The organism is Facklamia sp. P13064, from assembly GCF_050409425.1.
Classification (GTDB): Bacteria; Bacillota; Bacilli; order Lactobacillales; family Aerococcaceae; genus Facklamia.
Genome location: NZ_JBNUPM010000001.1, coordinates 195,274 through 216,037, shown reverse-complemented (window position 1 = coordinate 216,037; position 20,764 = coordinate 195,274). Strand labels below are relative to the sequence as shown.

Below are 20,764 nucleotides of genomic sequence, written 5' to 3'. Positions count from 1 at the left end.
TTTAAAGAGGTAATCAGGTTGGAACTAATAGATAATATAAACAAAACACTAAAAGATGATTTATCGATTGAAATAAACAAAGGAAGCAAAGTATCCATTGCAGCAGCTAGTTTCTCAATCTATGCTTACGATCAATTAAAGAAGGAATTAGGGAACGTTGAAGAATTAAGATTTGTTTTTACGTCCCCAGCTTTTATCAAAGAAGAAGCAAAAAAAGAGAAAAGAGAATTCTACATCCCTAGACGAGAACGAGAAAAGAACCTCTACGGATCTGAATTTGAAGTAAAACTTAGAAATGAAATGACTCAAAAAGCAATTGCAAAAGAGTGTACTGACTGGATAAGAGAAAAAGCGACATTTAAGTCCAATGTGACCAGTGAAAATATGATGGGCTTTATAAATGTAGACGACACAAACTATATGCCCATTAATAGCTTTACGACAGTTGATTTGGGGATAGAAAGAGGAAATAACGCTTACTATATGGTTCAGAAATCCTCTAAGCCTATGAGTGAAGCTTACCTTAGACTTTTTGACGAAATTTGGAATGATAAAACAAAACTACAAGATATTACTGACAAAGTAATTGAGAGTATAAAAACTGTTTACAATGAAAATTCTCCAGATTATTTATATTTTGTAACCTTGTACAATATTTTCAATGAGTTTTTGGAAGATGTCTCTGAAGATGAACTTCCAAACGAATCAACAGGTTTTAAAGAAAGTAAAATTTGGCAAATGCTTTATAACTTTCAAGAAGATGCAACCTTGGCGATTATTAATAAACTTGAGAAATATAATGGCTGTATTCTTGCTGACTCTGTAGGTTTAGGTAAAACGTTTACAGCCTTAGCTGTTATTAAATACTATGAGAATCGAAATAAGTCAGTCTTAGTATTATGTCCTAAAAAGCTTGCAAATAACTGGAATACATACAAGGCAAACTACATTAATAATCCTATTGCACAAGATAGAATGAATTATGATGTTCTTTTTCATACAGACTTGAGCAGAGAGAAAGGACAATCAAATGGCCTAGACCTCGATAGAATTAATTGGGGAAATTATGACTTGGTTGTGATTGATGAGTCCCATAATTTTAGAAATGGTGGAAAGATTTCAGGAGATGAAGATAAAGAAAATAGATACTTACGATTATTAAACAAGGTAATTAGGAAAGGTGTAAAAACCAAAGTCTTAATGCTGTCAGCAACACCTGTAAATAATAGATTTTTAGACTTAAAAAACCAGCTTGCTTTAGCCTATGAAGGACAAAGTGAACTCTTAGATGGTAAATTAAAAACAAATAAAAGCATTGACGATATCTTTAAGCAAGCACAGACAGCCTTTAATAGCTGGAGTAAGCTCGACCTAGAAGAAAGAACGACTAGCAGTTTATTAAGAATGCTAGATTATGATTTTTTTGAAATGCTAGATAGTGTGACTATTGCTAGATCAAGAAAACACATTCAAAAATATTATGATACTACAGCAATTGGTACATTTCCTAAGAGAAATGTTCCTATTTCAAAACGACCAGGCCTCACAGACTTGAATAAGGCTGTTACCTATAATGAGATTTTTGAGCAATTAAATCTCTTGCAGCTTTGCATTTATACACCTACAGACTATGTATTACCAAGTAAGCTTGGAAAGTATGTAGATATGTATGATTCGAAACAAGTAAAAGGTGGATTGACCCAGTCAGGTAGAGAAAAAGGCATTAAGAGACTAATGTCCATAAATTTGATGAAGCGAATGGAAAGCTCAGTTCATTCATTTAAGTTAACCTTAGATAGAATAAACTCCTTAATCACAAATACAATAGAAGAAATAGAGAAATATGAGGAGAATCAAAAAATAAATACTATGGTTTTGGATGACTATTCTATTATTGATTTTGACGGAGATGACCTAGAAGATGATGTTTTTGTTATCGGTCAAAAAGTTCAAATTGAAATTGGAGATATGGACTATAAGACTTGGAAACGAGAGCTTAAGGAAGATCGAGACATTCTTGAACTAATAATAGCCTTGGTTGAGGACATTACACCCGAACATGATAAAAAACTAAAAACTTTGTTCGACTTGATCGATGACAAGCAAAAAAATCCTATTAATTCTGGTAACAAAAAGATCTTAATTTTCACAGCCTTTGCAGATACAGCAAACTACTTATATGAAAATGTAAGTAAGTACGTAAAGGAAAACTACAATTTAGACTCGGCCATTGTAAGCGGATCTACTAATGGAAAAACAACAATCAAAGGAATTGGAACAGATTTAAATACAGTTCTTACTTTGTTTTCACCAATCGCTAAAGATAAAGATTTATTGATGCCGAATATGGATGAAGAAATAGATATTCTCATTGCCACAGATGTCATCTCTGAAGGTCAAAACTTGCAGGACTGCGATTATTTGATTAACTATGATATCCATTGGAACCCTGTACGTATTATTCAAAGGTTTGGACGTATTGACCGGATAGGAAGTAAAAATGAAAACATTCAGCTAGTTAACTTCTGGCCTGATATCACCTTAGATGAATATATCAATTTAAAACCTCGAGTAGAAACTAGAATGAAAATAGTCGATATGACAGCAACTGGAGATGAAAATGTCCTGTCGCCAGAAGAAAAAGGCGACCTTGAATATCGTAAAAATCAACTTGAAAGACTTCAAAATGAAGTTGTTGATATAGAAGATATGAACACTGGAATCTCAATAATGGACTTAGGACTAAATGAATTTAGGCTTGATATGCTTGATTATGTAAAGAAACATCCAGACTTAGAACGAGCTCCAAAGGGAATGAATGCCATTGTTGAGTCAAGAAACGATTTACCAGCAGGTGTTATCTTTGTTTTAAGAAACATTCAAGAAAGTGTCAATATTAATAGTCAAAACAGGCTACATCCCTTCTATATGGTTTATTTATCAGAAGAAGGTGAAGTTATCAACGACCACTTAGAACCTAAAGACTTATTAGATCACTTTAGACTTCTTACTAAGGGTAAGACTGAGCCAGACCAAGAACTCTATATGGCTTTTAATAGAGAAACAAAAGATGGCAGGGACATGAGTCAATACTCCGAACTTTTAGAGGAAGCCATACGATCTATTATTGATGTGAAAAATGAAAGTGAAATTGACAGCTTTCTAAGCGGTAAGGAAATGAGTTTCTTATCTGAATCAATTGAAGGACTAGATGATTTTGAATTAATTAGCTTTCTAGTGATTAAGGATACGGAGTAAAGATATGTTCAACTTACCTAAAAAGACTCAGATAAAGAAAAATATTTATAAAAAGCTCATTTATGAAAAATTCCCTAAGGAATTATCTGGAAATAAAAAAGAAATTTTTGACAAAGAAATAAAAAAGATTACTCTCATAAACGAAATATCAGAGCAATCGATAAATGTTAGGCCAACAGATGATGTTTCAGCAATTTTTGTAGTATTGATAGAACTAAAAACAAAGGATTTCACCAATGCCAATATAAGTCTAGTTTCAAGACTTTTTGGTCAGAAAATCTTAGTGGCTTTGAAATATGAGGATGAGTATAAGTTATCGATATATGAAACAAAACTACTCTTAGGAGAATGGAAAAATGAGGACGAGATTAAGCTGAAATTACAAGGCTTAGATTTGTCTCTCATTTGGGAAAATCTAGTAACACAAGTTGCTGATATCGAAATTGAAGAAGGAAACAGTTTAGAAGAACAAATTAGTTTAGAGGCGAAAAAAGAGAAGCTAATAAAACTAATTGAAAAGACCGAAAAACAAGCTAGAAAAGAATCACAAGCAAAGAAAAAGTTTGAGCTTTACAAACAATTAAAAAAATATAAAAGAGAGTTAGAGGAGATGTAGATGAGAAAAAGTGAATTTAAGGAAGAACTATTTAAAATACTAGATAGTGAAATTGAAGAATTGACCTACGAAGAAAAGATTGATTATATTTGTAATCTACTAATAAAATTTGAAATACAAAACGATAATTTAAGAAAAACACCAAATAAAGGCAAAAGCTGGACAGATGAAGAGTTGAAAATAATTTTATTGGATGCCCCAACGCGAAAAAATTGTTTGAAATATGCAAGAATCTTTAAAAGAGGTTATGGCAGCATAGAGCAAATATATCGATGGTCAACAACTGCAACTAAAGATATGACAGAAGAAAGAAAAGAAGATAGTTTTATAAAACAAATAAAAAGGGTTTCTAAAGAAATAGGTCTAAGAGGGTAGGAGGATTTACAGATGGAAAAATTAGAGATGCAGACAAACAATTTGGTGAATGAAAATTTTGAGAAGCTAAAAGCTTTGTTTCCAAACGCAATTACTGAAACGATTGATGATGAAGGAAAACTAGTAAGGGCGATCGATAAAGATATTCTTATGCAAGAAATCTCTACAGAGGTTGTAGAGGGAAGAGAAGAAAGATATCAATTTACCTGGCCAGATAAAAGACAAGCGATACTAACCGCTAATCAACCTATTTCAAAAACACTTCGCCCTTGTAGAGAGGAAAGTGTCAATTTTGATGAAACAGAAAATCTCTATATTGAAGGAGATAACCTCGAAGTCTTAAAGCTTCTTCAAGAAACCTATCTAGGAAAAATAAAGATGATATTTATTGATCCTCCATATAATACAGGAAGTGACTTTGTTTATAATGACAATTTTTCAATGGACAAGGATGAGTATTTAGAAGACAGTGGCCAATATGATGAGGAAGGAAATAGGTTAGAGAAAAATTTGGAATCAAATGGACGTTTCCATACTGATTGGCTAAATATGATGTATCCAAGATTGAAACTAGCTAAAAATCTATTATCTGAGAATGGTATGATTTTTGTATCAATAGATTTCAATGAATCAGCGACTTTAAAAATGATGATGGATGAAATTTTTGGAGAGGACAATTTCCAACGTGAGATTATTTGGAGAATAGGATGGTTATCAGGCTATAAAACCACTGCAGCAAATTTTATCAGAAATCATGACACCATTTTATTTTATTCAAAGAATGCTAGTGAAATGAAATTCATTAAAACATACATCAACAACGAAGATTTCAAGCCACTTGTAAAAAAAGATAAAAATTTAACATCGAAGTTTAATGAATTGAATCTTGATAAAGATCAGCAGAACGATTTAATTCAGTTTATTAACCATGATAGTCGTCCTGAAAGATATGCGATAGAAGATACTTGGAATTCTAATGAATATGATGATTTAAATAGTATAGCAATTGTTTCGTATTCAGGTGAGAAAATTTCGAAAATATTAGATATCAATCAAGACTTTAAAGGTCAAAAATCTGTAGCTATGCTAAAAAGACTTCTCGTATCTTCAACGGAAAAAGATGATATTATCTTAGATTTCTTTTCAGGTACCGCTTCAACAGCACATGCAACAATGCAATTAAATTCTGAAGATGGTGATAACAGAAAATATATTATGGTGCAAATTCCAGAAGAAATTGAAGAAAGTTCCGAAGCTTATGAAGCGGGATATAAAACAATTTGTGATATTGGTAAAGAACGCATTAGAAGAGTAGGAAAAAAAATATTTGCTGAAAATCATAAAGGTTCTGACAAGACTTTTTTAGACATAGGTTTTCGTGTATTAAAAACTGATTCGTCAAATATGAAAGATGTTTATTATGCTCCGGCTCAAACAGAACAAAGTCTACTTGATATATTGTCTGACAACATTAAAGAAGATAGAAGTCCAGAAGATCTATTGTTCCAAGTGATGCTAGATTTAGGTATTTCTTTATCAAGTAATATTAAAAGAGAACTTGTTGATGATAAAGAGATTTTCATTGTTGAAGATGGATTCTTAATTGCATGTTTCGATAAAGATATAACTGAAGATATTGTAAAGTCTATTGCGAAAGAGGAGCCATATTATGCTGTATTCAGGGATTCTTCTATGGCAAACGACAGTGTCGCTAATAATTATGAGCAAATCTTTGAGAACATGAGTCCACAAACTGTAAGGAAGGTAGTTTAATATGAAGTTTAATTTTAAAATACAGTCCTATCAGACGGACGCTGTAAATAGTGTAGTCAATAGTTTTATTGGCCAGAAGTTCTCAGAAGAACTGTCATATAGAAGAGATCTTGGAAATTTAAAAGAGAAACAAAACTTTACCCAAATATATGTAGACTTTGAAGACAGTGATACAGAATTCAAGTATAAGGATGACTTTGATGAAACAGGATTTAGGAATGAGAAAATCTCTTTAACATCTCAAGAGCTGTTAAGCAACATTAGAAAAGTCCAACAGAATAATAATGTCTTAATTTCGAATTCTCTTGTTGATGATTTAGGAGCTTGTTCACTAGACATTGAAATGGAGACAGGAACAGGTAAAACATATGTCTATATAAAGACTATGTTCGAGCTTAATCGAAAGTATGGCTGGTCAAAATTTATTGTTGTAGTGCCTTCTATTGCAATCCGTGAGGGTGTAAAGAAGTCTTTTGAGGTGACTCAAGACCATTTTATGGAAGAATATCAAAAGAAAGTAAGATTCTTTGTTTACAATAGTAAAAACTTAAATCAACTGGACTCTTACTCAAGCAATTCAGGGATTAACTGTATGATTATCAATATGCAGGCTTTCAATACATCTTTAAAAGAAGGTGGCCGTAGCAAGGAATCAAGGATTATATATAGTAAACGTGATGAGTTTGGTTCTAGGAGACCTATCGACGTTATTAAGGCTAATAATCCAATCTTGATTTTAGATGAACCACAAAAGATGGGCGGAAAGGCAACACAGACTGCCCTTAAAAAATTTAACCCTCTGTTTACCTTAAATTATTCAGCAACCCATGCAAAACAGAACAATCTTGTTTATGCACTTGATGCTGTAGATGCTTACAATCAAAAATTAGTTAAAAAAATCGAAGTGAAGGGGTTTGAAGTAAAGAACTTTAGAGGTACAGATAAATTTCTCTATTTAGAAAATATTATTCTGTCTCCAAAAGACCCACCTAGAGCCAAAATTGAATTTGAAATAGCTTATAAGAAATCAATCAATAGAGAGTCTAGAATACTATCTGTTGATGATAATTTATATGAGCTATCAAACGAGATGGAACAATATAAGGGGTATCGAATCTCTGAGATAGATCCAATCCGGGGATCAGTTAGCTTTGTGAATGGTAAGACCATAAAAAAGGGTGATGTGGTTGGTGATGTTTCTGAGAAAGATATGAGACGTATCCAAATTAGGGAAACAATAAAGTCTCATTTTGAAAAAGAAGAAGAACTTTTTAATAGGGGAATTAAAACACTATCCTTGTTCTTTATCGATGAAGTAGCTAAATATCGTCAATATGATGAAAATGATGAAGATGTGTTAGGCGAGTATGGTGAAATTTTCGAAAGAGAATACACTGATTTATTAAACGAACAAATTACCTTGTTTGACACACCTTATCAAAAGTATTTGAAAGAGATAAGCGTAGAGGAGACACATAAGGGCTACTTCTCAATTGATAAAAAGGGAAAATCTGTCAATAGTAAGGTTAAAAGAGGATCGGATATTTCTGATGATATTTCTGCTTATGATTTAATTCTTAAAAACAAGGAAAGACTGTTGAGTTTCGATGAACCTACTAGGTTTATTTTCTCTCACTCAGCACTTAGGGAAGGCTGGGACAATCCGAATGTGTTTCAGATATGTACTTTAAAACATGGTGCAAGTACGACGATGAAACGTCAGGAAGTAGGACGTGGACTTCGTATTTGTGTTGATAAATCAGGCGATAGAATGGATGAAGAGCGACTAGGTTCTTCTCTGGTTCATAAGGTAAACAAACTTACGGTAATTGCTAGTGAATCATATAGGGACTTTGTTACCGATTTGCAAAAAGAAATTAAAGAGAACCTATATGATAGACCAAGAAAAGCTTCGATCGATTACTTCGAAGGAAAAAATGTCATATTAGATGGAAATAGTCATACTTTAACCGTTCAAGAAGCCAGCGTGATTTATCAATATCTTGTGAAGAACGACTATGTCAGTATGGATGGAAATGATTCTATTTCGGATCAATACCACATTGATTTAGAGAATCATAATCTTGCAGAGTTACCAGAAACTTTAGTAGGTATGCAAGAAAGCGTTCATAAACTGATCCAAAGCGTATTTAACGATTCAATCTTGGACGAAATGATTGACGATGGTCATGAGACAAAAGTTGTTAATAATGACTTCAATGACAATTTCTATAAAAAAGAATTCCAAACTTTGTGGTCATATATTAATCATAAGTACTCATATACTGTGTCTTTTAACAGCGAAGAATTGATTAATAAATCCATCAAAGCTATTGATGAGGATTTATTTGTTTCAAAACTTCAATATACTATATCAAAATCTGAACAAAGAGAATATTTGACAGCCGATTATGTAAAAGAAGGAGAATCATTTGAATCAGCTAAGTCAAAAACAGTTACTCTAGATCATTTTGAGACAAATCAAATAAAATATGATTTAGTTGGGAAAATCTCAGAAGCAACTGTATTAACAAGAAAAACAGTGGTAGAGATTTTGAAGGGCATTAGAGCAGATAAGTTTGCTATGTACCAAAATAATCCTGAAGAGTTTATAAGTAAAGTCTCAAGACTGATTAAAGAACAGAAAGCGACTGTGGTCGTTGAACATATTTCTTATGATGAATTGGATGGTAAATATGACTCCTCAATCTTTACCACAGAGAAAAATACTTCTATTGAAAAGGCTTTTAAAGCTAAAAAGCATATTCAACCGTATGTTTTTACAGATGGTTTGGCAGAAAAGTCTGTTGAAAGACGATTTGCTGAAGATTTAGATGGGGCAGAGGAAGTCGCTGTTTATGCAAAACTACCAAGAGGATTTTCTATTCCAACACCTGTTGGCAATTATAGCCCAGACTGGGCAATTGCTTTTAATGCAGGAACAGTAAAACACATCTTCTTTATTGCTGAAACTAAAGGAACAATGGAGAGTCTTCAGTTGCGTCCAATAGAAAAAGCAAAAATATCATGTGCTAAAAAATTGTTCAATGAGATTTCTACTGAAAACGTTGTCTACCATGATGTTGATAGCTATCAAAGTTTATTAAACATTATGCCTTCAATAGATAAGAAAGTTGAAAAAATATAAGATTTTAGAAGATAGAGTTTGGAGGAAAAGAATATAGAATTGTTAAAAAACATATGGAGTGAAACAGTTATTAGCCTGTTTGTTACAGTTATTTCTTTTGTAGCTGGGAACATATGGGCGAATAAAAAAAAGAGTAAAGATTTTTACTCAATCTTTACTTAGAAAAAATAAAACTATAAGGATTAGTTGTGCCTATCTATTTAGAATAAAGTTTGAAAATAAATATCTATTAATTAAAGGAAATCAAATAGATCAGTATCAACCTGTTGGAGGAGTGAACAAATATTATGAGTCATTTCAACCTCTAAAAAATACCATGGAGATTACTGACGAAAAAGAAGTTAATTTTTATGAGGATAGAGATTTAAGAATATATACCAAAGGCAAGTATATTCCAGGTTATCTGAATTGGTTTGCTTCAAAAAAGAATCATGAAGTGACAGTTCATAGAGAATTTCTCGAAGAACTGGGATCTTTTAACGAGTTTAATGGTGAATTGTTAAGTAAAACAAGAATTGAATTCATAAAACAAATTGAGGAACCAATTACCTATTCGAAGCATTTTAAATGTGATGAAATTAAAATATTCGAAATTTTCGAGTTAGGTATTCCTATGAAACAACTGGAAGAAATTAGTAATAGAAAAAATATTGTTTTAGTTGGCGAAGAAGAAATAGAAAGAGAGTGCACTAATTTGGATGGAAAGTCTAGGAAAATTGCTGTGACAGCTAAGTATGTATTGTAAGGAGAGACGTATTTGAAGAAAATTATTATACAAAATGACCTAAAAGAAATAATCAAAGATATAGATGTCTCCGATGCAAATTATGTGAAAGCAGAACAGAGATATAAATCCATATCCAATTTTATTGAATCTTCAAACATGTCTGTATTTAATCTAGATATTTATTTACAAGGATCTTTTAAATTAGGCACAGCTGTAAAACCATTAACCGAAGACGGCTCATATGACATTGATATTGTGTGTAATTTTACAAAATTACGTCGTACTAATCAGTCACAATTTAGCTTAAAGTATGATATGGGAGAAGTGGTTAAGGATTATGTTAAAAGTAAAAACATGTCAGATTTAGCAAAAGAATCAAAAAGGTGCTGGACTATTAATTTTGTTGATGAAGATAACTTTCACATTGATATCCTACCATCTGTTCCGATGAATGATAAAGATGATGGTTTTATTGCAATTACAGATAGAGAAAATCCTAAATATTTAGAAATTAGTAATAGTTGGGAAGTAAGCAATCCAAAGGGATATTCCGCTTGGTTTTTAGAAAACGCTAAATTTCAAACATATAAATTTTTGGAATCAAAGAGATTTTATGCACAAGTTGAAGAAATTCCAGATTATAAAGTAAGAACGCCATTACAAAAATAGTACAGATCTTTAAACGACATGCAGAAATTATGTTTGAAGAAAACATTGAGTATAAGCCAAGTTCAGTAATTATTACTACTTTAGCAACCAAGCAATATAAAGAAGTTAGTTTATTTTACGATAACTTATTAGATTTAATGACATACATAGCTAGCAACCTTGAAAAAGGTATTGATTATATAGATGATAGGCCTTGTATTCTTAATCCTGTAAGTCAAGAGGAAATTTTATCTGGTAAATGGGACAAGAATAAACTTTATTTTAAAGAATTTAAAAAATAGGTTTTTCAATTGCAGGTAGATCTGAATATTGAAAACACTCAATATAGTGATGAAAAGCGAATATCCTATTTAAAAAGAAGTTTATTTAAGTCAAAGGAAAAAAACTTGCCAGTAGTAAAAATGAAGGATATTAGTCACCATGAAAAGATGAAGTGGCCGTTTATTAACCGGGAAGAGGTTAAAATAATTGCTAGCTATAAGTTTAAAGGATTTAGATATAAAATAATTAGAAGTGGTGCAGGATTAAATAAAAATGGAAATATTAAATTTGAAGTTAAGGCAAATAATTTAAGAAGATATGACATCTATTGGCAAGTTACAAATACGGGTAAAGAGGCTATAAATGCGAACTGTTTAAGGGGAGATTTTTACGAATCAGAGATAGTGGAAGGTAAGAGAATTAGAAAAGAATCGACTTCCTATACTGGGCATCATTATGTAGAAGCATTTCTTGTAAAAGACGATATTTGTTATGGTAAGAGTGATCCATTTGAAGTTAATATAGTCAGCGGATTCACTATAGATTTTTGGAAGTAGATTCATTTCTAATTCTTTATCCATATATTTTTCATATTTTTTTATATTGAACTAACTCAGAAAGTAAATCGTTTGACTCAGAATACTCTTGCATAAGGGTATTCTTTTTTTCTTGTAATTCATCAAGTTCGGTTAATATTTCTTTTGATTTTCGTATAGTATCATAGGATTTCATGATAGCTTTTGAAGCCATTGTGAAGAGTTTCAATTCGGCAAAATATTCAATTGAAAACTTCTTATCATCAGAATTAGCTTAATGGTATTTGTAATGTTCTCTATACTTTCGAACTGTTTCAATCTGCTCCATTGTTTCTGAGAGCTTATCTATTTTGAACTCAATGGCTTTATATTTCGTGAATACTTTACCTTTCATCGGCACTGCTTTGTATATAATTATCTACCTCTTTTTTGAATGAATGCCTATATAACGAATAGCGATAACAAAATCAGCTGTTGTTTTAAGCTTGTATTTCTTAGTTCAAAAATCATAGCTCTTACTAAATTTAATCTTTTCATTATTTTCAATATCGATACCCTTACCAACTCTTTTCTTAACTTTTGAGTGGTTAATTTGATAATTCCAGTTAGTCTTTCTTTCAATCTATCTTCCGTATAATCCTCACCAAGGGTCTTAAATCTTAGCTTATCTTTATGCTTGAAGGCAATATATTTTCCATTTTTAATTTCATAGTCAAGTTCTGTCATTTGATTAAGAAAGTCGTCCCAATCCTTGGCATTTTTGATGGTTCGGTCAAACTCAAATTGTAGCTTTGATTTCCAAGATTTCCCCTTATTAGTCATCTCATTTTTCATACCAGGACTTCCCTCTAGTTTTAAATTTTCTTTTGAATCGTCGACACTTAATTGGACAACTTCCCTGATGGAATATATTGTTAAATTATGAAAGTTGGCGATTTTATATTATGGCTAGAACAAGAAGAACATATACTCCTGAATTTAAACTTCAAATGGTACGCTTATTTGAAAATGGAAAATCTAAATCTGATAGTGTTAGAAAATACGATTTAACACCTTCGGCGTTAGATAAATGGATAAAGAATCATCAAAATAGTGGTTCATTTAATACTGTTGATAATTTAACTGATAACAAAAATAGTTACGAAAATCACGTAAAGAAAATCAACAATTAAAGATGGAAAACGATATTTTAAAGCAAGCAGCACTGATCATGGAACAAAAATAGAAGTCATTCAATAGAATGCACATCAATATTCAGTATCAGCAATATGTAAAGTCCTAAAAATACCAAGAAGCACTAATTATGATTCAATAAAAAGAACTCCAAACAAATTTAAAAGTAATAATTTAGAATTAGAAAAAAACTATTATTAATACGTTCAAATTCAAATAGAAAAAGCTTTGTTGCAAGACGAATTAAAAAAGAATTAAATAAATTAGGAATCACTGCATCTAGGCGAAAAATAGGCCGTATTATGAAAAACATAACCTGATATCTGTATATACAAAAGCTAAATATAAAAATCATCAGAAAGAAACCAATGAAAAACGTATTAGAAATCACTTAAAACTCTCTTTTACAAGGCAAAAGCAATCAGAAGTTTTAGTAAGTAATTTAACATATGTAAAAGTCGCAGGAACATGGAATTACATATGTTTATTTATCGATCTCTTCAATAGAGAGATCGTTGGTTACAGTGCAGGTAAAAATAAGGATGCAAATTTAGTGGCGAAAGCAATTAGTAAAATTAATCATAATCTAGAACATATTGAACTATTTCATACAGATAGACGCAAAGAATTTGATAACAAACTGATAGATAAAGTATTAAAAACTTTTTGAAATCGAGCATTCTTTAAGTACAAAAGGTTGTCTTTTAGATAAGGCAGTTGCAGAGTCAACGATGAAAGCGATAAAAACTGAATTTGTAAAACAAATGAACTTTGAAAGCTTGGATCAGTAAGAAATAGAATTATTTAATTATGTAAATTAGGACAACAATTTTAGACTACATTCTTTAGTATAGTATTTAAAACCAGTGGCGTTCAAAGAGAAATATATATGAAAAGTATCTAAAAAACTGTTGACATTCCAAATTAGAGAAAGAAAGATATGAAAGAGCATTGAGAGACAGTTAATTTAAACAATCACTAGAATATAAAATATTAAAAAGCACAAGAAGAAGCGAAAAAGAAAAATCAACACAACTAAAATACAAATTGTAAACATTTCACCTACTATAAATACAAAAAGACTCCTCACAATGAGGAGCCTTCTTATTGTAAATTAATCAGTTAACATTAGATTAACATGAAATTGGAATTGTACATATCTAGGACTCCAAGCAATATACCTTTTCTCTCCAGTCCATACCAGCCAACCCTCATATCGATGACTATTTTGATAAAGAACATGCCAATATTTAGGGAGTCTTGGTCCTGAAGCAACATGTTTTACTGATTTCCAAACATATTTATGGATATATTTATCAGGTGTTAGAGTAACACTTCCCGCAGAGCGAGTTTCAATATCAGAGTCCAATACTTCATTATTAAAATTAGGAGTTACATCATCTAATTCTGAAGAAGCATATACTACAGAATTATTAAATAATGAACATAATAAAATACTTGAAAGAACTAATAAAAAATTTTTCTCATAATATCACTTTTCATCTTTGTTTTTCTCCTGACTCCATACAAAAAACTGAGCTCCTACCATAATACCTAAATAAGTAGGTATTGCCCCCACTATTTCACCTTTGAAAAAATAAATTACACATAGAGCTAAAAGATACCCCCCAGACATATATAAAAGAGATTTTAAATAAGGCTTAATATTATATCCTTTCATAATGATATCCACCTTTCATTTTACTGATGGTACCAATACTGATAGGCATAATCTCTAATAACAAAAACTTTACCATGTTTAATATTATCAAACTCGAATATGTCTGATACTATATCAGCAATATATCCTCCTGCTGCTCCTCCAGTAAGTGATCCAAATAATCCTCCCAAAATAGTCGATGTTCCAAAAGCCCCAACAGCTCTCATTCTATTCAGTGTTTTAGAAGATAAATATACATCATAACTTCCATTTCCATGTTTAACAACTCTTGTCAGATTCGTTTCCAACCTATATGGAGTCATCGAAACAGAACTTTCATCAGAGGATTCTTCTATTAAATCAAACCCATTTTTTTTAAATAATTTAACAACATTATCATCTGAAATAGTAGCGATTGTTGTATCACCATCTTTATATACCTCAACAAATTCCGAATAGTCTATATTGCCACTTTCTTTAACAGACGATACCTGTTCTTGAACACGTTCATTCGCAAGAACATTTAAAGTAGTAAACCCAGTAGAAATTACAGGAGCCATTATTAAAATAGACGCACCAACAATTAAACTTTTCTTTAAATTCATAATGTTTTCTCCTTTCATAACATTCATACCCTCTATCTATATATTAACCCTAACATAATAAAAAAACGTTTTCAAAGAAAAAGATAGACTACTTACTAAAAATATAAAAGAAAAAAATGAACAATTAAATAGGGTTAAAACTAATTTAAAAAAAATTGAAAAAGACCCCAAAAGTCGCAAGATCGTTACACGAGCACAAGAAGAAATATGAAAAGAATTAAACCACACAAAACAAAAAAGAAACAGTAATCAATAAAACGCTAGACACATTTATTTAAAAATTGATCAAAAACTATTAAAAGATGTGCATATAAACTTATAAAAAAACCTTTAAAAAATAAGGATGTGCAAACTTATATAAGTTTGTACATCTTTATTTTTCGATTTCACTTATACTATCTAACCATTTAGGTAACATTATTTTCCCTCGTTTAATCTAACAAATTCATTTATCAGAAGTAACATAAATTAATAGAGGAACCTATTTAATCGAATATACATCCAGTAGTTTCTGTTTTAGGTTTCCTTTTTCACTGGAAGAGTCGTAATAAAAAACATTGAATTTATTCTCATTTTCCTTTAAAGAAAAGTCAAATCTTTCTACAAAAAGGACAACTGCTTTTCCCAAAGAAAATAAGTGTGGGTTTCTTAAAATCATTTTTCTAAAAGCTGACTAGACGTGATTTCCATATAACCATCAACAATTTTATTATATTCAAATTCATAAACTTGTACGTTATTAGTTGTAGGTTTTATAAATTCATTATATATATTTTTATTTAACGGGAATATATTAAATAGTTGTGCAACAACAACAATTCTCATTAAATTACTCATCATCTTCATTATCTATACTCTCATTTTTAGTAAAGATATCTACTAATGAAAATGGTAATATCAAAAAAAGACTTACAAAAGCTATAGCCTCAAAAACTCATTGAAATCTATTAATCTTTACATAAAAAAAGTATAACAAGCTGATTTAAAACTACGTAAAAATTTTCCCCAAAACTATTATCAAATTTTTGTCATAATATTCTACTATTATAGATGAGATTAACTTAAACAAGTTAAAGTAGCTGATTCATAAGTAGTTACTAAGAGAGCCCATGTAGGGGGATTCGAAAAAAATCCTACAGTAGCTATACCTATTGCAACCAATCAAATCATTTCTTGCCTGGTAGCAGGTATACTCATGCTCGGTTCAAATTACTTTTTATAAATTGCAGTCCCCCTCATATTCATACAAATTTCTTTTTTACTAACATCCCTAGTCCTAAAAGTAGTAATATTCGAACTTGAAACTTTCGGAAAAGCTACTTCAGAAGACAAAGAGTTTATTCCTGAAAGAGACACTTCGTTAGGAGCAGAGCTAGCTTCAGCTTGTTCAACAGGAATCGTTTCTATTGCATTAACAACTATTAAGGGTGAAAAACTACCACTCAAAATCAAGAAAATCATACCACTACAACAAAACTTTCTCATACAAACATATCCTTTTCTTTTAATTTACTATAATTAAAAAAATATTATAGTTTCAGGCAGAAAGAAATAAAAAATATTTAAAATAGACAATAAAACAAAAACTCTAATACACCGTTGATAAGCCCCCCTTAAGTAGACACTAAAAAAAGCAAACTTCTTAAGGGGGAGCATATCGGGGAACACATCAAGTATGCGCTAGTCTTTTTTATTTATTAGAAAATTCTATAAATAGTTGCCTAAAAACGTAAATATCTTTAATTATATGGATCCATCAACGTTAGTAAGTATTTAAATTTATAATAAATGCTTGAATCTGCTTTTAAAATGAGAGTAACTATGTCACAACGATTGACTTTAATAGAGTGCGTTGGTAATCTTAGTTTGAAAAAAATTAATGAGGGGGCTTAATCAATGAATAAAAAATTTTTGATAGCGTCAATGGCCGTTTTGTCTGCATCCGTTTTTACAAGCTCTGGACTTGCTAAAGTAATGGCACAAGACGAAAAGCGTACAGTAACGATTTATTCCAATACTTATTATGACGATGCGCGTACGGCTCGGCTTGTCGAATTAGCTGAAGCTGAAGGCTTTCACTTGGAAATGGTAACCGCTCCAGGGGGAGATACATACAACCGGGTACTGGCAGAGGCAAACGATCCACAAGCGGATGTGATTATTGGGATGGATGAAGCCAACTGGTTAAATGTACAAGAGCAAGTTGATTTACATGCTTTTGAACCAGTTTGGGCCGAAAACGTACCCGAAGAAATTATCATCGGCAAGGGTGAATTTTATCCTTTTGCTGAAGCGTATATTTTTGGGATGTACAACCCTGAATTTATAAACCAAGAGGATGCTGTAAAAACATTGGAAGCGTTAGGCCAAGAAGAGGCGTTGAAGAATAAGTACCGTATTCCGTCGGATTTAGCGGGTTCAACCAACCAAAAAATTATTCTTTCCATGCTAATGCAATACCGCGACGATGAAGGAGAACTTGGAATTTCTGAAGAGGGGTGGCAAAAGGTTGCCGCTTATATCAATAATGGCTACCAAGCACGTGAAGGGGAAGACCAATGGGTGCTTTTCCAAGAAGGCACAACCCCTTATAACTACTATCATATTTCAGGGACTGCGCTTGCCTTAGAAGAGTATGACGGCTTAGCATTAGAGCCAATTGTACCTACATACGGTATTTTTTCCATGACTGAACAAATTGGGATTTTAGATAAAGGAGAAGAGCACGATTATTCAGCCGCTGAAGATTTCGTAAACTGGTATGGCTCTGATGAAGTGCAAAAAGTTTTTGCTGAAGAATTTGGCTTCTTACCGGTGTCAGAGGGTGGCCAAGAAGTACTTTCCGAACCGCTAAAAGCATTATTAGATAAAATGGTCCGTATGGATGTTGACTGGGATTTCTACCGACAGAATGTAGATAGTTGGGTAGAAAAATTAGAACTCGAATATATGCCATAAGATCATTCACGCTAAGTCCTCATCCTCATTTCGAGGCTGAGGCTTTTTGGTATTTATTCAATAAAGGAGTGAGCTTATGCTTAAATTAGAATCAATTGAAATTCGTTATGGAGAGTTTGCCGCGGTTAAGGGTGTTAATTTATCAATAAATAAAGGAGAATTTTTTACTTTATTGGGTCCTTCCGGTTGTGGAAAAACAACCACCCTTCGCGCCATTGCAGGTTTAACTTTACCGAGTCATGGTAAAATTTTATTAAACGAGCAGGACATAACCTATCAACCAGCTGAAAAAAGAAATATCGGCATGGTGTTTCAATCCTACGCTTTGTTTCCGACAATGACCGTCTTTGATAACATTGCTTACGGTTTAAAAGTGGCGAAGGTGAACCGTGAAGAAATTGAACAAAGAGTAACCGAACAAGCGCAATTAGTCGAACTCGACACCACCCTTTTAACCAAAAATGTTTCCCAGTTATCAGGTGGACAGCAACAGCGTGTGGCAATAGCAAGAACGTTAGTTACTGAACCGGATTTAATTTTATTTGATGAACCCTTATCCAATTTGGATGCAAAATTACGCGAACAATTGAGAGGGGAGCTGAAAGCGATCCAAGCGCGTACAAATCTCACAGCTGTTTATGTTACACACGATCAACGCGAAGCCTTAGAATTATCAGACCGAATAGCTGTTTTTAATAAGGGAGAAATTCAGCAAGTGGGAACGCCAAGTGAAATTTATAATCGGTCAGAAACAGAATTTGTCTGTAATTTTGTCGGAGATGTCAATTTTCTTTCAGAAAATTTAGTAGAATGGCTGAACCGTCAAAGCGATTTCAAATTCGATCGATCGAAGCGTCATTATATTCGTCCAGAGAACTTGCATGTGAACAGATATCCTTCTGACAATTTAAGTTTTACGACGACCCTTACGAATAAAATCTTTCAAGGAGATGTTATTCTATACGAAGTTGAAGCGGGACCGTCAACACTTCGTTTTATGACGCTCAACCAAACATTGAACACCTTTCAGCCTGGCAATTCTGTGACCCTATCTTTAGATACAGCAAGCATTTTATCCTATGAAAAAGGTGAGAGCTAATGCCAAAAATATCTAATAAAAAGGTGACTCATTTATTCTTCTATACTTTTATCATTTGGCTAGTTATTACCTTTATTATCTATCCGATTAGTGTTGTTTTCACCAATAGTTTACTAGTGGGTGGCAACCTTGATTTTTCTTCAATTGAGAAAGTGTTAACGTCCAAACGCGCCATGCAATCGATAAAAAATTCCTTTGTTTTAGCTGTTTCTTTGGCTGTATCAGTGAATTTCTTAGGCGTGTTTTTAGTTCTAGTCACGGATTATTTTGAGATAAGCGGGGCAAGATTCTTGAAGATGGGCTACATGACCACCCTGTTAATGGGTGGAATTGTCATGAACTTTGGCTATCTACTTGTTTATGGAAAGAATGGGTTTTTGACCAAGTTATTAATGGAGGTCTTGCTCAATTTAGATCCTTATTGGTTTGAAGGATTTGGAGCTGTTTTCTTTGTAATGACTTTCGGCACCACTCATATTTATATGCTTTTCTTATCGTCTGCTATCCGATCGGTTGATTTTAACTTGATTGAAGCAGCCAAGTTGATGGGATCAAGCCCTAGTTATATTTTGAAAACGGTTGTTTTACCAACACTTAAGCCGGTAATTATAACGCTGACTATTATGACCTTCCAAACAGGCTTGGCAGCTTTTTCGGCGCCAGTTATGGTAGGAGGGAAGACGTTTCAGACGATTAGTCCATTAATTTTAACCTTTGCTAATCGGCCTGCTTCTAGGGACTTAGCGTCCATTCTATCGATCTTTCTAGGCTTCACCCAAATTTTTTTATTATATAGTATGACTCGTAACGAACACCGCCTGCGTTACTTATCTCTGTCAAAGACGCAAGCTCGTTTGCAAAAGCAAAAAATTCAGTCGCCTATCTGGAATGCAGTAATTCATGTGCTAGCTTATCTTATATTGATAATTTATTCCTTACCGCTCGTGGCTTTAATCATCGCTTCTTTTTCAAAATCTCAAGCCCTACGATCTGCTAATCTTTCACTTGGTCAGTTAACTTTAGATAATTATGTCAAGGTTTTTTCACTGAGTGACAACCTTCAACCCATTGTGACCTCCATTTTTTATTCATTAATTGCTGCACTGGCAGCCGTTTTTCTAATGGCTATTGTTGCTCGCAAGCTTCACCGTGGGCAACTAAAATTTTTCACGCCTCTTTTAGAATACGTCTTTTATATTCCTTGGTTGATTCCAGGGATACTGTTGGTAGTGGGGTATCTGATGGCTTATGATCGGCCTTCCTTTTTATTAGGAGGACATTCAGTAATCGGATCTTGGTGGATTTTACCCATAACTTATATGGTAGTTTCCCTTCCTAATTCCTTGAGGTATTTGAAGGCAGCTTATTATGGATTGGATAATCAATTAGAAGATGCTTCGGTCCTATTAGGAGCTTCATCAGGGTACACCTTTAGAAAGATTGTGTTACCAGTTATCCTACCGACTATCCTAGCACTTATAGCCATTCATTTTAATCGTCTAGTCGATGATTTTGATCTCTCAGTCTTTTTATATCAACCCTCCCAGCCTACTTTAGGTATTGTGATCCGTCGTAATGCGAACGCAGATACTAACAGTGACGCTCAAGCAATTAATGCGGTATATTCCGTCTTTTTAATGGGGATAAAGGGACTCGCGTTGTATTTCATATATGGTCGGGGAAATCGCTTAGCTGAGGAAAGAAGAGGGAAATGACCTCTAAGGAATCGTCTGTTATTAAAATAAAAAAATTAAGTAAAATAAAAACGCCACCTTCAAAAGAAAGCCCCTTTACAAATAAAAATAACCATTCTTTCTTTGTGAAGAGAGTGGAGAAATAAACGCAGTACAAGTTATTCCATAGTGGCATAAAATGTATCACTTGAACCGTTAAAAGTAAAACGGTT

Annotated in this window: 16 protein-coding genes and 1 pseudogene; 13 read left to right on the top strand and 4 right to left on the bottom strand. The window is 32.5% G+C overall.

The window, feature by feature from the left end; translation table 11 throughout:
• Positions 1–18: 18 nt before the first annotated feature.
• From ACQV2S_RS00970 to ACQV2S_RS00930, 9 genes are all read left to right on the top strand, one after another.
• The gene (locus ACQV2S_RS00970) at positions 19–3,258 is read left to right on the top strand and encodes a helicase-related protein (protein ID WP_428884850.1); all 3,240 of its coding nucleotides are present in this window, start codon (positions 19–21) and stop codon (positions 3,256–3,258) included.
• A 4-nt stretch (positions 3,259–3,262) separates the two neighbouring features.
• A complete protein-coding gene (locus ACQV2S_RS00965; protein ID WP_428884849.1) occupies positions 3,263–3,874 on the top strand; it encodes a DUF4391 domain-containing protein in 612 nt (203 codons plus the stop codon).
• A complete protein-coding gene (locus tag ACQV2S_RS00960) occupies positions 3,875–4,249 on the top strand; it encodes a hypothetical protein (protein WP_428884848.1) in 375 nt (124 codons plus the stop codon).
• A 12-nt stretch (positions 4,250–4,261) separates the two neighbouring features.
• Positions 4,262–6,022: a site-specific DNA-methyltransferase gene (locus ACQV2S_RS00955; protein ID WP_428884847.1), complete on the top strand. Its 1,761-nt coding sequence runs from the start codon at positions 4,262–4,264 to the stop codon at positions 6,020–6,022.
• A gap of 1 nt (position 6,023) precedes the next feature.
• The gene (locus tag ACQV2S_RS00950) at positions 6,024–9,170 is read left to right on the top strand and encodes a type III restriction-modification system endonuclease (RefSeq protein ID WP_428884846.1); all 3,147 of its coding nucleotides are present in this window, start codon (positions 6,024–6,026) and stop codon (positions 9,168–9,170) included.
• Positions 9,171–9,273: 103 nt separating this feature from the next.
• Entirely contained in the window at positions 9,274–9,915 is a 642-nt protein-coding gene (locus tag ACQV2S_RS00945) for a hypothetical protein (protein ID WP_428884907.1), read from the top strand.
• Positions 9,916–9,927: 12 nt separating this feature from the next.
• Entirely contained in the window at positions 9,928–10,566 is a 639-nt protein-coding gene (locus ACQV2S_RS00940) for a nucleotidyltransferase domain-containing protein (RefSeq protein ID WP_428884845.1), read from the top strand.
• 29 nt (positions 10,567–10,595) lie between these two features.
• Positions 10,596–10,847 carry a hypothetical protein gene (locus tag ACQV2S_RS00935; protein ID WP_428884844.1) on the top strand — a complete coding sequence of 84 codons (252 nt, stop codon included), beginning with the start codon at positions 10,596–10,598 and terminating at the stop codon, positions 10,845–10,847.
• Positions 10,848–10,856: 9 nt separating this feature from the next.
• Positions 10,857–11,384: a nucleotide-binding domain-containing protein gene (locus ACQV2S_RS00930; RefSeq protein ID WP_428884843.1), complete on the top strand. Its 528-nt coding sequence runs from the start codon at positions 10,857–10,859 to the stop codon at positions 11,382–11,384.
• Between the two features lie 420 nt (positions 11,385–11,804).
• On the opposite strand, the gene ACQV2S_RS00925 is transcribed toward ACQV2S_RS00930, so the two are convergent.
• Positions 11,805–12,197, bottom strand: a complete 393-nt coding sequence (locus ACQV2S_RS00925) for a hypothetical protein (protein WP_428884842.1) — start codon at positions 12,195–12,197, stop codon at positions 11,805–11,807.
• Between the two features lie 110 nt (positions 12,198–12,307).
• Here ACQV2S_RS00925 and ACQV2S_RS00920 point away from each other — a divergent pair.
• Positions 12,308–13,354: pseudogene (locus ACQV2S_RS00920) on the top strand (IS3 family transposase); the annotation flags it as partial.
• 674 nt (positions 13,355–14,028) lie between these two features.
• Here the strand turns inward: ACQV2S_RS00920 and ACQV2S_RS00915 are convergent.
• From ACQV2S_RS00915 to ACQV2S_RS00905, 3 genes are all read right to left on the bottom strand, one after another.
• A complete protein-coding gene (locus ACQV2S_RS00915; RefSeq protein WP_428874381.1) occupies positions 14,029–14,217 on the bottom strand; it encodes a hypothetical protein in 189 nt (62 codons plus the stop codon).
• A 20-nt stretch (positions 14,218–14,237) separates the two neighbouring features.
• A complete protein-coding gene (locus ACQV2S_RS00910; protein ID WP_428884841.1) occupies positions 14,238–14,801 on the bottom strand; it encodes a hypothetical protein in 564 nt (187 codons plus the stop codon).
• Positions 14,802–16,010: 1,209 nt separating this feature from the next.
• Positions 16,011–16,286, bottom strand: a complete 276-nt coding sequence (locus ACQV2S_RS00905) for a hypothetical protein (protein ID WP_428884839.1) — start codon at positions 16,284–16,286, stop codon at positions 16,011–16,013.
• Positions 16,287–16,712: 426 nt separating this feature from the next.
• Between ACQV2S_RS00905 and ACQV2S_RS00900 the strand changes: the two genes are divergently transcribed.
• From ACQV2S_RS00900 to ACQV2S_RS00890, 3 genes are all read left to right on the top strand, one after another.
• Entirely contained in the window at positions 16,713–17,759 is a 1,047-nt protein-coding gene (locus ACQV2S_RS00900) for an extracellular solute-binding protein (protein ID WP_428884838.1), read from the top strand.
• Between the two features lie 76 nt (positions 17,760–17,835).
• Positions 17,836–18,858, top strand: a complete 1,023-nt coding sequence (locus ACQV2S_RS00895; protein ID WP_428884837.1) for an ABC transporter ATP-binding protein — start codon at positions 17,836–17,838, stop codon at positions 18,856–18,858.
• A complete protein-coding gene (locus tag ACQV2S_RS00890) occupies positions 18,858–20,573 on the top strand; it encodes an ABC transporter permease (RefSeq protein WP_428884836.1) in 1,716 nt (571 codons plus the stop codon). The genes ACQV2S_RS00895 and ACQV2S_RS00890 overlap by 1 nt, the downstream gene beginning before the upstream one ends.
• The last annotated feature ends 191 nt before the right edge of the window (positions 20,574–20,764 follow it).

Coding starts and splice junctions, on each gene's coding strand:
- ACQV2S_RS00965 (WP_428884849.1), top strand. CDS start 3,263: ATGTTCAACTTACCTAAAAAGACTCAGATAAAGAAAAATATTTATAAA.
- ACQV2S_RS00960 (WP_428884848.1), top strand. CDS start 3,875: ATGAGAAAAAGTGAATTTAAGGAAGAACTATTTAAAATACTAGATAGT.
- ACQV2S_RS00955 (WP_428884847.1), top strand. CDS start 4,262: ATGGAAAAATTAGAGATGCAGACAAACAATTTGGTGAATGAAAATTTT.
- ACQV2S_RS00950 (WP_428884846.1), top strand. CDS start 6,024: ATGAAGTTTAATTTTAAAATACAGTCCTATCAGACGGACGCTGTAAAT.
- ACQV2S_RS00935 (WP_428884844.1), top strand. CDS start 10,596: ATGTTTGAAGAAAACATTGAGTATAAGCCAAGTTCAGTAATTATTACT.
- ACQV2S_RS00925 (WP_428884842.1), bottom strand. CDS start 12,197: ATGAAAAATGAGATGACTAATAAGGGGAAATCTTGGAAATCAAAGCTA.
- ACQV2S_RS00915 (WP_428874381.1), bottom strand. CDS start 14,217: ATGAAAGGATATAATATTAAGCCTTATTTAAAATCTCTTTTATATATG.
- ACQV2S_RS00910 (WP_428884841.1), bottom strand. CDS start 14,801: ATGAATTTAAAGAAAAGTTTAATTGTTGGTGCGTCTATTTTAATAATG.
- ACQV2S_RS00905 (WP_428884839.1), bottom strand. CDS start 16,286: ATGAGAAAGTTTTGTTGTAGTGGTATGATTTTCTTGATTTTGAGTGGT.
- ACQV2S_RS00895 (WP_428884837.1), top strand. CDS start 17,836: ATGCTTAAATTAGAATCAATTGAAATTCGTTATGGAGAGTTTGCCGCG.
- ACQV2S_RS00890 (WP_428884836.1), top strand. CDS start 18,858: ATGCCAAAAATATCTAATAAAAAGGTGACTCATTTATTCTTCTATACT.